The sequence below is a fragment of the Parundibacterium terreum genome (assembly GCF_014636315.1).
GTDB classification, from domain to species: Bacteria; Pseudomonadota; Gammaproteobacteria; order Burkholderiales; family Burkholderiaceae_D; genus Undibacterium; species Undibacterium terreum.
Genome location: NZ_BMED01000005.1, coordinates 375,213 through 388,560, shown reverse-complemented (window position 1 = coordinate 388,560; position 13,348 = coordinate 375,213). Strand labels below are relative to the sequence as shown.

12 protein-coding genes are annotated in these 13,348 nt (G+C 53.8%); 3 read left to right on the top strand and 9 right to left on the bottom strand.

Translation table 11 applies throughout. From position 1 onward, the window contains the following. Positions 1-16: 16 nt before the first annotated feature. On the top strand, positions 17-2,737 hold the full coding sequence (acnA, locus tag IEW12_RS22510; protein WP_188568355.1) for an aconitate hydratase AcnA: 2,721 nt from the start codon (positions 17-19) through the stop codon (positions 2,735-2,737). 142 nt (positions 2,738-2,879) lie between these two features. On the opposite strand, the gene IEW12_RS22505 is transcribed toward acnA, so the two are convergent. From IEW12_RS22505 to phaC, 7 genes are all read right to left on the bottom strand, one after another. After that, complete coding sequence (locus IEW12_RS22505) at positions 2,880-3,305, bottom strand: hypothetical protein (RefSeq protein ID WP_188568354.1); 426 nt, start codon at positions 3,303-3,305, stop codon at positions 2,880-2,882. 33 nt (positions 3,306-3,338) lie between these two features. Then, positions 3,339-4,511: a cystathionine beta-lyase gene (locus tag IEW12_RS22500; RefSeq protein ID WP_188568353.1), complete on the bottom strand. Its 1,173-nt coding sequence runs from the start codon at positions 4,509-4,511 to the stop codon at positions 3,339-3,341. 112 nt (positions 4,512-4,623) lie between these two features. Next, entirely contained in the window at positions 4,624-5,199 is a 576-nt protein-coding gene (locus IEW12_RS22495; protein ID WP_188568352.1) for a hypothetical protein, read from the bottom strand. Further along, positions 5,196-6,578 carry a 30S ribosomal protein S12 methylthiotransferase RimO gene (rimO, locus tag IEW12_RS22490; protein WP_188568351.1) on the bottom strand — a complete coding sequence of 461 codons (1,383 nt, stop codon included), beginning with the start codon at positions 6,576-6,578 and terminating at the stop codon, positions 5,196-5,198. Before rimO ends, IEW12_RS22495 begins: the two co-directional genes overlap by 4 nt. A 118-nt stretch (positions 6,579-6,696) precedes the next feature. Next, positions 6,697-7,260, bottom strand: coding sequence for a polyhydroxyalkanoate synthesis repressor PhaR (phaR, locus tag IEW12_RS22485; RefSeq protein ID WP_188568350.1), 564 nt, complete (start codon positions 7,258-7,260; stop codon positions 6,697-6,699). A 320-nt stretch (positions 7,261-7,580) separates the two neighbouring features. Beyond that, on the bottom strand, positions 7,581-8,321 hold the full coding sequence (locus IEW12_RS22480; protein WP_188568349.1) for a 3-ketoacyl-ACP reductase: 741 nt from the start codon (positions 8,319-8,321) through the stop codon (positions 7,581-7,583). Between the two features lie 137 nt (positions 8,322-8,458). Beyond that, entirely contained in the window at positions 8,459-10,177 is a 1,719-nt protein-coding gene (phaC, locus tag IEW12_RS22475) for a class I poly(R)-hydroxyalkanoic acid synthase (protein ID WP_188568348.1), read from the bottom strand. A gap of 92 nt (positions 10,178-10,269) precedes the next feature. Between phaC and IEW12_RS22470 the strand changes: the two genes are divergently transcribed. Continuing rightward, a complete protein-coding gene (locus tag IEW12_RS22470; protein WP_188568347.1) occupies positions 10,270-10,521 on the top strand; it encodes a hypothetical protein in 252 nt (83 codons plus the stop codon). Between the two features lie 38 nt (positions 10,522-10,559). Here the strand turns inward: IEW12_RS22470 and pgeF are convergent, their stop codons facing one another. After that, entirely contained in the window at positions 10,560-11,372 is an 813-nt protein-coding gene (gene pgeF, locus IEW12_RS22465; protein WP_188568346.1) for a peptidoglycan editing factor PgeF, read from the bottom strand. Between the two features lie 22 nt (positions 11,373-11,394). Beyond that, positions 11,395-12,375: an RluA family pseudouridine synthase gene (locus tag IEW12_RS22460; RefSeq protein ID WP_229751286.1), complete on the bottom strand. Its 981-nt coding sequence runs from the start codon at positions 12,373-12,375 to the stop codon at positions 11,395-11,397. Positions 12,376-12,470: 95 nt separating this feature from the next. Here IEW12_RS22460 and IEW12_RS22455 point away from each other — a divergent pair, with 95 nt between their 5' ends. Beyond that, positions 12,471-13,271, top strand: coding sequence for an outer membrane protein assembly factor BamD (locus IEW12_RS22455; protein WP_188568344.1), 801 nt, complete (start codon positions 12,471-12,473; stop codon positions 13,269-13,271). Positions 13,272-13,348 lie beyond the last annotated feature (77 nt).

Sequence of the window (13,348 nt, the reverse complement as noted above, 5' to 3'; positions counted from 1 at the left end):
ATAATAAGGAACAGCCATGAGCCAAGATGCATTTAAAACCCTGAAAGATTTCAAAATTTCAGATACAAAAACAGGCAAGTTCTATTCTTTGCCTGCACTGGAAAAAAAACTGGGCATCAATATTTCTCGTTTGCCGGTTTCTATTCGTATCGTACTGGAATCCGTTCTGCGTAACTGCGACGGCAAAAAAGTCACCGAAGAACATGTCAAGCAACTGGCAAGCTGGGGCGCGACCGCAGCCCGTACCGACGAAATCCCATTCGTGGTTTCCCGCGTAGTGCTGCAAGATTTTACCGGCGTTCCACTGCTGGCCGATCTGGCCGCAATGCGTAACGTTGCCGCTAAAATGGGCAAGAAGCCAAAGAATATCGAACCGCTGGTTCCAGTGGATCTGGTGGTAGATCACTCCGTGCAGATCGATCACTTCCGCGAGAAAAAAGCGCTGGACCTGAACATGAAGCTGGAATTCTCCCGTAACAATGAACGTTACCAGTTCATGAAATGGGGTATGCAGGCATTTGATACTTTCGGCGTGGTTCCTCCAGGCTTCGGTATCGTCCACCAGGTCAATCTGGAATACCTGGCGCGCGGCGTACACAAAATGAAAGACGGTAAAGATGAAGTGTACTACCCAGATACTCTGGTAGGTACCGATTCCCATACCACCATGATCAACGGTATCGGCGTAGTCGGCTGGGGCGTGGGCGGTATTGAAGCGGAAGCAGGTATGCTGGGCCAACCGGTTTACTTCCTGACACCTGACGTTGTCGGCGTACACCTGACCGGCCAATTGCGTGAAGGCGTGACAGCAACCGATCTGGTACTGACCATCACTGAATTGCTGCGTAAAGCAAAAGTGGTAGGCAAGTTTGTTGAATTCTTCGGCGAAGGCACACGCTCGCTGACGCTGACAGACCGCGCAACCATCGCCAACATGGCTCCGGAATACGGCGCGACCATGGGCTTCTTCCCGGTTGATGAAGCAACTATCGACTACTTCGAAGGCACAGGCCGTACCAAGGCAGAAATCGCCGCATTCGAATCCTATTTCAAAGCGCAAAAAATGTTCGGCATTCCAAAGGCCGGCGAAATCGATTACACGACAGAAGTATCCCTGAGCCTGGACTCCGTAGCACCGTCCCTGGCTGGCCCGAAACGCCCTCAGGATCGTATCGAAATCGGCAACGTGCGCTCTACTTTTGCAGACCTGTTCAGCAAGCCTACTGCTGAAAACGGTTTCAACAAGAAAGTGGAAGACCTGGATGCGCAGTACACCAATACCGACGGCGTCAAAGTCAAAAACGGCGATGTACTGATTGCAGCGATCACTTCCTGCACCAACACATCCAATCCTAGCGTATTGCTGGCCGCTGGCCTGCTGTGCAAAAAAGCGGTGGAAGCCGGCCTGAAGGTATCTCCGCATATCAAAACTTCGCTGGCTCCTGGATCCCGCGTTGTGACCAAGTACCTGGAAGCGGCCGGTTTGCTGCCATACATGGAAAAACTCGGCTTCGGCGTGACTGCCTACGGCTGCACCACCTGTATCGGTAACGCAGGCGACCTGACACCAGCAATGAACGAAGCGATCGTCTCCAATGACATCGTGGCTTCCGCTGTATTGTCCGGCAACCGCAACTTTGAAGCACGTATCCATCCGAACATTCGTTCCAACTTCCTGGCATCCCCACCATTGGTTGTTGCTTACGCTATCGCCGGCAACATGACAGTGGACCTGATGACCCAGCCTGTTGGCCGCGTCAAAGGCAAGGACATCTTCCTGGGCGACATCTGGCCTACCAGCGCAGAAATCTCCAAGCTGATGAAGTTCGCGATGAACTCCAAAACCTTCAAGGACAACTACGCTGACGTCAAAGGTGCCCCAGGCAAGCTGTGGGAAGGCATCAAAGGCGTGGCTGAAGGCCAGGTCTACAACTGGCCTAAATCCACTTACATCGCTGAGCCACCATTCTTTGCTGACTTCACAATGGAGCCAAAAGCAGCGGCAACAGGCATCTCCGCAGCACGCGCACTGGGCGTATTCGGTGATTCGATCACAACCGATCACATCTCCCCTGCCGGCGCAATCAAGGAATCCAGCCCAGCCGGTAAATGGCTGCAGGAAAACGGCGTACTGAAAGCGGACTTCAACTCCTACGGTTCACGTCGTGGCAATCACGAGATCATGATGCGCGGCACTTTCGCCAATGTGCGTATCAAAAACCTGATGATTCCAGCGAAGATCGACGGTTCCCGCGTAGAAGGCGGCATCACGATTCACCAGCCAAGCGGTGAAGAGATGTCCATCTACGATGCAGCGATGAAATATGTTGCTGACGGCGTGCCAACCATGATCTTCGGCGGCGAAGAATACGGTACAGGCTCCTCCCGTGACTGGGCAGCAAAAGGTACGCAATTGCTGGGCGTCAAAGCAGTGATCGCACGCTCCTTCGAACGTATCCACCGCTCCAACCTGGTCGGCATGGGCGTCTTGCCCCTGCAATTCCTGGGCACAGACAGCGTTCAGACCCTGGGCATCACAGGCAATGAAACTTTCGACCTGAAAGGTATCGAAGACGACATCAAGCCACAGCAAGAAGTGACTCTGGTGATCACTCGTGCCGACGGCAAGAAACAGGAAGTGAAAGTACTGTTGCGCATCGATACACCAATCGAAGTCGACTACTACAAACACGGCGGCATCCTGCCATTCGTATTGCGTCAATTGCTGGCTGCGTAAGCAAGAGCAAACTTCTTCAGGCCCGGGCAACCAGGCCTGAAGAAAACAAGAAAGGGCTGAATTCTTATGGAATCCAGCCCTTTTTAATTATCAGGCACAGCAGCCTGGCCACCACATCAGGGCGGCTTCAATCAGAGAGTGATCAGTCCCAATAGCTCTTGCGCCGCTGCAAAAAGACGCGCGCGACTCTCTTGTCATCGTAAGCGATCTCGCCTTTTAAATTTTCGCTATTGACCAGTCCCGTAAATTTTCCGTGCATATCGGTATTGGTTGCCGGCAAATGAAAGCTGACCTCCTTGCCATCGCATTCTAAATCCACCAGCAACAGTATCCCGGCGCCGCCTTGGGCGATCTGCACCGTGCCGCGAAAGCCGATATCGGTCTGCACGACGCGCACTTCCATGCCACTGAACTCCCCTCCGACCGGATTGATCGCCAGATTGGAGAAGGTCCCCACGCAAGGCGAGCGGGCAGCCATTGCATTGGACATGAAGGATGAACTGAACAAGAGCGCCGCTAGCGCCAACCAGTAGCCCCGCAGCTTCCGCTCCCGATTCCACTCGATCATATTCCCTCCCAATTTTTAGCGACGATCAGCAAATCAGCCTGCCATTGCCGCGAAAGCCCGCGCTATGTCGGCTATCAAATCATCCGCGTCTTCCAGGCCGATATTAAAGCGCACCAGGATGCCTTCATGCGGCCAGTTCTTGCGCATATGCTTGATGCGATAGGGAACGCACAGGCTGTGCGCACCGCCCCAGCTGAATCCTATCTTGAACAGTTTCAGCGTATCGACAAAACGGTCCGTCTGCGCTTCGGTATAGCGAGGATCAAACAGCACAGAGAACAGGCCGGCGGCGCCGCTGAAGTCGCGCTGCCACAGTTCATGGCCAGGGCTGCCTGCCAGCGCCGGATGCAAGACCTTGCTGATTTCCGGCCGCGTCTGCAGCCAGGCAGCGATCTTTCTCGCACTCTGGTCGTGCGCGTCAAAGCGCAGCTTCAGTGAAGACAGGCTGCGCAGCACCAGATAGACATCGTCCATGCCTACCCCCATGCCCAGGCGCATATGAGCGTCCTGCAAACGGGAGTTCAGCGCCTGGTCGCGAGTAATCACGGCGCCCATCAGCACGTCGGACCCGCCGGACTGATATTTGGTCAGCGCTTGCATCACGATGTCCACACCGTGCTCGAACGCAGAAAAAGCAATCCCGGCTGCCCAGGTATTATCCAGCGCCACCAGGATGCCCTTTGCCTTTGCAACTGCACAGATGGCAGGAATATCCGGCACTTCCATCGTGACCGAACCTGGGGCTTCAGTCCAGATCAGCCGCGTGTTGTCCTGTATCAGCCCGGCGATGCCGGCGCCTATCAGAGGATCGTAATAGCGGGCGCTGACGCCAAAGCTTTTGCTGAGCCAGTCGCCCAGCTCACGATTCGGGTTGTACACATTGTCAGGCAACAGCACGTCGTCGCCGGATTGCAGCAAGGCGAGGTTCACCATCGCAATCGCCGCCAGGCCGCTTGGGGCCAGCAGGCAATACTTGCCTTGCTCTATCTCTGCCAAGCGCGCTTCCAGGGTAAAGCTCGTGGGCGTGCCGTGCAGGCCATAGGTATAGGCTGATTTGTCCTGCCAACTGCGCGAACGCATTGCGGCTACATTATGAAAGGTCACGGTGGAAGCGTGATGCACTCCCGTTTGCAGCGCACCGAAGTCTTCCGGCGCGGAATAGTCGCTGTGAATGAGGGAGGTATTGATATGGAGCTTATTTGCCATGCTGATCTGCCATGCTGAACCGGAATAGAAAGATAGAGGTGGATGCAAAACTACGTAAAACGTAGTTTTGCTTTCTATCTAGCATGGTAACAGGGCAAGCGCAGGAGTGCAGCTAGGGCGCCGACTTTTTAGCGTTGGCGCCAGATTTGGCCGCGGCCGTGGATTTAGCCGCATTGGCCGGCTTTGCAGGCTTGGCGAGTTTGGGAGATGCTGTTGCAGCCTGGATTTCCAGCGCAAACTCCTTGCTGACAGAGCCGTCGTCTGAAGTCCAGGTACCGCGCCAGATTTTGCCATCCAGTTTGCCGTCCCACTGGCCGGACACATCAATGCCGTCTTCCGACTCTTCCATCGTCACGGCATTACCGGACACCTCGCCCGCCAGCAAGATCTTGCTGCCCTTGCCAAAGACAAAGTAATCGCCTTCCACACTGTCTGCATCCTCGACCTTGGGCTGCAGGCGCATCTGCACTGTTTCGCTGCCGAGCTTGCCCCGCAGCACGATGGGAGCGGAAAAAGGATTTGCCGCGGCTGTTGCAGGCGCGACCGAAACAGGGGCAGCAGCCGATGCCGCCACCGGTTGCGCGACAGCCGCTGACGACAGCGCCACAGCCATTGCTGCCAATGACAAGGCTTTACCGGCAATCAAAGACAAATTATTTACTGCACGTACGCGATCCAGATGAATCAATTGGCTTCGCCCCACAGGTCGTGCGCATCAGCCGCGGTAATGGTGACGTCAAAAAACTCGCCCACCTTCAGCTTGCGGTTAGGCTCATACGGCGGTTTCACGTAAACCACGCCATCGATTTCGGGCGCATCGGCAGAAGTACGGCCGACACCGCCACTGCTGTCAAGAGAATCGATCAACACGCGCAGGGTTTTGCCGACCTTGGCTTGCAGGCGCTTCTTGGAAATACCTTCCTGCAATTCCATCACGCGGCGGCGACGGTCTTCGCGCACTTCTTCCGGTACCGGGTTTTCCAGTTCGTTTGCCGTGGCACCTTCTACCGGCGAATAGGCGAAACAACCCAGCCTGTCGATCTCGGCTTCTTTCAGGAAGTCCAGCAGGTATTCAAACTCTTCTTCCGTTTCGCCAGGGAAGCCGGCGATGAAGGTGGAACGTATCGTGATGTCAGGGCACATTTCGCGCCATGCACGGATACGCTCGATATTTTTTTCGCCGCTGGCAGGACGCTTCATGCGTTTCAGCACAGCAGGATGCGCATGCTGCAAAGGCACGTCCAGGTAAGGCAGCACATTGCCATCCATCATAGGGATGATCTGGTCCACGTGCGGATAAGGATAGACGTAGTGCAGACGCACCCAGGCGCCATATTGTTTGGCCAGGCCTCCCAGTGCTTCCACCAGTTGCGTCATATGTGTCTTGACCGGCTTGCCATTCCAGAAACCCATGCGGAATTTAACATCCACACCATAGGCGCTGGTGTCTTGCGAGATCACCAGCAATTCCTTGACGCCGGCTTTGAACAGATTTTCGGCTTCCAGCATCACGTCCGCAATCGGGCGCGATACCAGATCGCCGCGCATCGAAGGGATAATGCAGAAGCTGCAGCGATGGTTGCAGCCTTCGGAAATTTTCAGGTAGGCAAAGTGCTTGGGCGTCAGCTTAACGCCTTGCGCCGGCACCAGGTCGATAAACGGCTCATGCGGCTTAGGCAGATGGATATGCACCGCATCCATCACCTCGCCCAGCGCGTGCGGACCGGTGACGGCCAATACCTTGGGATGCACCGACATGATGATGTCGTTGCCGCTGGCATCTTTCTTCGCGCCCAGGCAGCCGGTCACGATGACCTTGCCGTTTTCGCTCAGCGCTTCGCCGATCGCATCCAACGACTCCTGCACCGCTGCATCGATAAAGCCACAGGTATTGACGATGACCAGATCGGCGCCGTCATAGGACTTGGCTGTGTCGTAGCCCTCTGCGCGCAGTTGCGTCAGGATTTGCTCGGAGTCGACAAGCGCTTTTGGGCAACCCAGTGAAACGAACCCAACTTTGGGAGTGGCGCCGCCGGTGGACAGCCTGGAAATTTGTTCGATAGCCATAAAAGAAAAAAGAGGTACAAAAGCGAATCCGCTATTGTACCTCCTGATGCTGTCGCCATGCTGCCCGGAAATGCCCTATTTCAGAAAATTTCCTGCAAAATCAGCAGCTTAAGACAAGTTACTTGTTTTTATTGCTATTATCATCGGCGCCAAATGGAAATACGCCGAAAATATTCTTGGTCTGGCTCTGCATCTGCTCTTGCATCTGCACAAACAGGTTCTTGCTTTGTTCGATGTAGTTACCCATCATGCCCTGCATCATCGGTCCCTGCACGCTCATGAACTGGGCCCACATTTCAGGGCTGAAAGGCTTGCCTTCGTACACGCCCTTGGAGTTCTCTGCCAGCTTGTTCTGGATATCGATGAAGGCCTGGATATTTTTTTCCAGGTAAGACCCCATCATTCCCTGCATTGCATGGCCATAGTAGCGAATGATCTGGGCCAGTGCCACGCTGGAGAACATGGGCGCACCGCCCGCTTCCTCTTCCAGAATGATCTGCAGCAAAATGCTGCGGGTCAGGTCTTCGTTGGTTTTCGCATCGATGACAGCGAAATCATCATTTTCCAGAACGAATTGTTTTACATCGACCAGGGTAATGTAGCTACTGGTCTGCGTATCGTACAAACGGCGATTCGGATATTTCTTGATCAGGTGCTGTGTCGTTTTCTTTACACTATTCATCGAATTCTCAATTAATAACATCCTAGCGTTTGAGTCGATCAGGCAAATCGCGGAGATGCTTGCCTGTCACGCCAAATCCATCCAAATAAACCGGCAATCATTTGCTTTTCTTACCTGCGTAGGTAAGCATGTCAAATAATTAACCAGCTTGTCCCTTTTTTAATTCTAATATATTTGTCTGCCGATTATGCACGCATATTGGAGGATATTGCATCCTTTTATTTCGGTCAGGAAATTCTACTGCTTAGTATAGATCAAACATGTAAAAGCCACATCATTATGACGTGGCTTTTTACATAAAAGCAATACCAGTGTTTGTTTTATCCCATGTGCAAGCCGCCGTTGATGGAAAAATCCGATCCAGTGGCATAACCACCTTCATCGGAAGCGATCCAGGCAACGATGGAGGCAATTTCACTAGGCTCGGCAAGGCGTTTTACCGGAATGCCGGCAACAATCTTTTCCAGCACGTCCGGACGGATGGCGCGCACCATATCTGTCCCCACATAGCCAGGTGAAACCGTATTGACGGTAACGCCCTTGGTAGCGACTTCTTGCGCCAATGCCATGGTAAAGCCGTGGATACCGGCTTTGGCTGTGGAATAGTTGGTTTGCCCGAACTGCCCCTTTTGGCCGTTGACTGAAGAAATATTGATAATACGGCCCCAGCCGCGGTCGACCATGCTGTCGATCACTTGCTTAGTCACATTAAACAATGAATTCAGATTGGTATCCATGACCGCATCCCAATCATCCTTGCTCATTTTACGGAACTGTCCGTCACGCGTAATGCCGGCATTATTGACCAATACGTCCACTTCGCCGATTTCCGCCCTGACCTTTTCGAAGGCCGCCCTGGTAGACTCCCAGTCGGACACATTACCTTCCGAGGCGTGGATATCACAATTTTCGGCGCGCATATCCGCCAGCCACTTTTCCCTGCGAGGGGAGTTAGGGCCACAGCCTGCGACAACGGTAAAGCCGTCGGCGCACAGGCGCCTGCAAATAGGAGTTCCGATTCCACCCATGCCACCAGTTACATATGCTATTCGTTTTGACATTCTTGTCTCCTATTGGTATGTACTTGCACTAAAACAATCGCTGAATCACCAACTTGCTGGCTCAAACTATATGTAGCTCAAACCAGTTAATTCAAACTGCTTGTTCAAATTACTTTTTCAAACGGCTTATCGAAGCTCTAATCGGCCCTTACCTTGACGTAACGCCCAGGTGCCGGCTCTATTGCCTGATAGTCGGCATTGCCGGGTTGAGCCGGCGCCTTGATCATCTTGCCGCCATGCTCAGCGAGAAATTCAGCCCATACCGGCCACCAGCTGCCCGCATGCTCCGTCGCGCCCTTGAACCAGGCGTCGGAATCCGCTCCCAACTTGTCGTTGGTCCAGTAACTCCTTTTCTTTTTTGCCGGAGGATTGACCACACCGGCGATGTGGCCCGAAGCCCCCAGGATGAAACGGTTTTTGCTCTTGCTCTTGCGGTTGAGGATGGAACAGGACGCATAGGCCGCCTGCCAGGGCACGATATGGTCTTCGCGCGAGCCGTATACGAACGTTGGCACGTCGATCTTGCCCAGGTCAACCGGTGAGCCGGCTACCTGGAGCTTGTCGGCCACTTTGAGGCTGTTTTCCAGATAGGTATTGCGCAGATACCAGCAGAACATCGGCCCCGGCAAATTGGTACTGTCTGCGTTCCAGTATAGGAGATCGAAAGGCGGAGGACTCTCGCCTTTCAGATAATTGGATTGCACATAATTCCACACCAGGTCGTTCGCGCGCAGGCTGGAAAAAGTACTGGCCAGGTCCTTGCCGGGCAGCAGGCCATGCTTGCCTATGGTCTGCTCGCGCATCTGCACCTGCATCTCATCGACAAACACATCCAGCACGCCGGTATCGGTAAAATCCAGCAAGGTTGTCAGCAGCGTCAGGCTGCTGACAGGATGCTCGCCCCTCGCTGCCAGCACGGCCAGCGCAGTGGAGATAATCGTGCCGCCGACGCAAAAGCCAAAACCGTTGATTTCCTTTTGCTTGCTGATTTCCTGCGCCAGATGAATGGCCTTGATTGCGCCTTCCTCAATGTAATCGTCCCAGGTGACATCCGCCATCGCCTCGGTGGGATTGGCCCAGGAAACCAGGAACACCGTATGCCCCTGTTCAACCGCGTAACGCACGACAGAGTTTTCCGGCTGCAGATCAAGAATATAGAATTTATTGATGCAGGGAGGAATCATCAGCAGCGGCCGCTGATGCACGGTCTTGGTCAGCGGCGTATATTGAATCAGCTGGAACAGCTTGTTTTCAAAGATGACCGTGCCTTCTGAGGTCGCAACATTTTTACCGACTTCAAATGCAGATTCATCGGTTTGCGAAATACGGCCTTTTTGCATATCGGCCAGCATCTGCGCAATGCCCTTCGCCAGGCTTTCGCCCTTGCTTTCTATTAATTTGGCTTGCGCCTCAGGATTGGTCACCAGGAAATTCGCCGGCGACATCGCATCGATCATTTGCTGTACCGCGAAACGAATCTTTTGCCGGGTTTTCTCGGAAGCCTCAACCGCCTCGGCCATTGCCATCAGGAAGCGGGCGTTCAATAAATAGGAGGCGGCACTGTAGGAGTGCATTGTATGCTGGTGCCAGTCCGGCGAAGAAAAACGCCGGTCGCTGAAGTCCGGCACTTTGGAAATCATGAAATCCTGCCAGAGCTTGCCAAACTCTTGCATATAGTCGCTTTGCAGCTTGCCCAATGTTGCCGGGCTGATCTGGGCCCCGATTTCTTTCAGGGTATCCATGATAGTACCGTCAGTGAATGCAGCGGCGGGTTTCATCCAGTCTTGCAGACTGGCCTGGTTCGACAGCTGTGACATCCATTCGGAGTACATAGCTTGAGGATCATAAGTCTTCATGCGTGCCTCCTGTTTTTCGCGTATCGTTGCATCTCGAATCGAGCTTACCACTCAATTAATTCTGATTAAAACTTTTCTATCCGCTCTTACTTATGTACATCATTGCCATTGCCTGGATCTACGTGATCTTCATGATGTCGATCACGGAATCTACAGTGGTTGCAGGAATTATGACGTTTTTAATGTATTGTGTGTTGCCTTTAATAATAATTTTCTACCTCGTGCGCAGCCCTCAGCGAAAAAAGCAGCGCCAGGCTGCCATGCAGGCAAAAAATGCTGCGGTTGCAGCAAATACGCCATCGGAGTCTGCCAGCTCTCCTGAATCCGGCAGCGACAAAGACTAGGAGCCTGTGCGCAATGCTGCCTCCTTCGCGAATGCCATCTACTCCAGCCAAATAAGACTCGCCATTCTTCCGGTAACACCATCCCTGCGGTAAGAAAAGAATTTCTCTTTTTCCGTCACCGTGCAATGATTGCCGCCATCTATCTGCTGCACGCCCGCCCGCATCAGCACGGCTCTTGCCAGCGCATAGATATCCGCATAAAACTTGCCTTTTGCCTCTGGACGCGGATTGAAGTAAGGGCGCAAGCCAGACAGATCTTTCGTGCCGCCCAGCAACGGCAAAAATGCCCGCACCACATCTTCGCCGACTTCAAATTGCTCCGGCCCGATAGCCGGCCCCAGCCACGCGAAAATTTCGCCAGCGCCTGCGACCCGCATATGCGCTAGCGTGTTTTCCAGCACACCGGCAGCCAAGCCACGCCAACCAGCGTGGGCTGCTGCCACCACGGTGCCGGCGCGATCGGTAAATAATACCGGCAAGCAATCTGCGGTCATGACAGCACACACAACATTCTTTTTGGAGGTGCTACAGGCATCTGCCTGGACTCCGCTCACGCCCAGCGCAGCATCACAGACTAGTGTGCCATGCACTTGTGATAACCATGTGACATCGGAAGGCAATACGCTGCGTACAAGGCCGCGATTGGCAGCGACCGCGGCAGGATCATCGCCTACATGATCTCCCAGATTCAGGCCGCCCTGGCCCGTGCCGTTGTCGTAAGGCGGCAAACTGACTCCGCCGTTGCGCAAGCTTGAAAAAGCCCGCACGTGGGCGGGCACTCCGGGCCAGCTGGGGACAATAAGGTCAAAGGGGACGGTTTTTCCGTTCTGCACCGGCGTATCGGCACTCATGCACGCAGTCTCTCAAACAGGATCATGCAGGCAGGCTCATACCCGCCTGCTGTATCAGCGCGGCAAAATCCTCGGCCAGCGGCACTTGCCATTCCACGTGCTCTTCGGTAACAGGGTGGATCAGGCCCAGCTTGCGGGCCTGCAAGGCCTGGCGTGGGAAAAAGCGGGCCAGATGCTGCTTGCCATAGAGCGTATCGCCGACCAGCGGGAAGCCGAGCGAGAGCATGTGAACCCGGATCTGATGGGTGCGGCCGGTTTCCAATTGGCAAGCAACCAGGCTGACCGGAAAGCGCTCCAGCATGCCGGCGCCTACACGCTGGTAATGCGTAATAGCCGGTTTGGCCAGCATGCTTTCCGAGACCGCCATCTTGATACGGTCGCGCGGATGCCTTGCCATCGCCGCGTCCACTGTGCCGGAAGGCTTGGGTGTGCCCCATACCAGCGCAAAATACTCCCGTTTCACGGTGCGGTCCTGCAACTGCCTGACCAGCTCGGTATGGGCGATAAGGGTCTTGGCAACCACCATCAGGCCCGATGTGTCCTTATCCAGCCTGTGCACGATGCCCGCGCGTGGTACGCCCAGCAATTCCGGATAGTGATACAGCAAGCCGTTTAGCAGGGTGCCCGACCAGTTTCCCGCGGCTGGATGCACCACCAGGCCAGCCGGCTTGTTGACTACCAGCAGCGCATCATCTTCGTAAATGATGTCCAAAGGGATATTTTCTGGCTGATAAGCCCCCTCATCCGGTGCAGCCTGTGGCAGAATGCACACTTTCTCATCACCGAGTACCGTCATCTTGGCACGTGCAGCCTGTCCATCCACAGTCACAAAACCTGCTTCTATCCATTGCTGGATGCGGCTTCTTGAGTATTGTGGAACAAGTTTGGACAAGGTCTTGTCCAGGCGTTCGCCGCAAGCATCGGGAGTCAATTTCAACTCTATAGGCGCGGCCTGATGAACAAAATCATCCCCTTCTTCCACGTCGTTTTCAGGGGTATCCATCAAGGGCTCTGACAAAATCGCTACTTCAGTTGGTATCACATTAATTCCCATCGGCTATAATCCGTAAATCGTTCTACTGCTCATGCAAAAAACTTATGCAAATTAAATCTATAAAATTTCTTGGTCTCATCTTGATACTTGCCTTGTCGGCTTGCAGCTCGACCGGCGACAAGAATGATGAAACAAGAACGTGGTCCGCAGCAAAATTATACGCTGAAGCAAAAGACGAACTTAATAATGGTGGTTACGAAAAAGCCGTTCAGTATTTTGAAAGACTGGAATCCCGCTTCCCATTTGGTACTTATGCTCAGCAAGCGCAGATGGAAATCGCCTACGCATACTACAAGCAGGATGACCAGGCCCAGGCTCTGGCTGCTGTAGAGCGCTTTATCAAACTGCACCCCAACCATCCTAACGTCGACTATATGTACTACCTGCGCGGCGTTATCAACTTCAATGATAACCTCGGCTTCCTGAATTTCATTGCCAACCAGGACATTACCGAGCGCGATCCTAAAGCAGCACGCGACGCATTTGATGCATTCAAGCAACTCGCGATTCAATTCCCGGACAGCAAATACACGCCGGATGCGATTGCACGCATGAAATTCCTGGTCAACTCGCTGGCTCAGTATGACGTCCACGTGGCCCGTTACTACCTGCGCCGCGGTGCTTTCCTGGCAGCAGCCAATCGCGCCCAATCCGCCATCAAGGAATACCCGGACGCGCCGGCAATTGAAGAAGCAATGTACGTACTGGTTCGCTCCTACGACTTCATGGGCATGACAGAACTGCGCGACGATGCAAATCGTGTATTCCTGCAAAGCTTCCCTAAAAGCGCCTTCCTGGAAAGCAGCACCGGCAAGAAAGCTTCCTGGTGGCAATTCTGGAAATAAAAAACCAGGCTGGCGCATCAGCCGCGCCACTATTCCACAGCAAAAGCCTCGTTTATAGAGGCTTTTTTATTTCTTCC

Coding starts and splice junctions, on each gene's coding strand:
- IEW12_RS22470 (WP_188568347.1), top strand. CDS start 10,270: ATGTACATCATTGCCATTGCCTGGATCTACGTGATCTTCATGATGTCG.
- IEW12_RS22480 (WP_188568349.1), bottom strand. CDS start 8,321: ATGTCAAAACGAATAGCATATGTAACTGGTGGCATGGGTGGAATCGGA.
- rimO (WP_188568351.1), bottom strand. CDS start 6,578: ATGGCTATCGAACAAATTTCCAGGCTGTCCACCGGCGGCGCCACTCCC.
- IEW12_RS22460 (WP_229751286.1), bottom strand. CDS start 12,375: ATGGATACCCCTGAAAACGACGTGGAAGAAGGGGATGATTTTGTTCAT.
- phaR (WP_188568350.1), bottom strand. CDS start 7,260: ATGAATAGTGTAAAGAAAACGACACAGCACCTGATCAAGAAATATCCG.
- acnA (WP_188568355.1), top strand. CDS start 17: ATGAGCCAAGATGCATTTAAAACCCTGAAAGATTTCAAAATTTCAGAT.
- IEW12_RS22455 (WP_188568344.1), top strand. CDS start 12,471: ATGCAAATTAAATCTATAAAATTTCTTGGTCTCATCTTGATACTTGCC.
- phaC (WP_188568348.1), bottom strand. CDS start 10,177: ATGAAGACTTATGATCCTCAAGCTATGTACTCCGAATGGATGTCACAG.
- pgeF (WP_188568346.1), bottom strand. CDS start 11,372: ATGAGTGCCGATACGCCGGTGCAGAACGGAAAAACCGTCCCCTTTGAC.
- IEW12_RS22505 (WP_188568354.1), bottom strand. CDS start 3,305: ATGATCGAGTGGAATCGGGAGCGGAAGCTGCGGGGCTACTGGTTGGCG.
- IEW12_RS22500 (WP_188568353.1), bottom strand. CDS start 4,511: ATGGCAAATAAGCTCCATATCAATACCTCCCTCATTCACAGCGACTAT.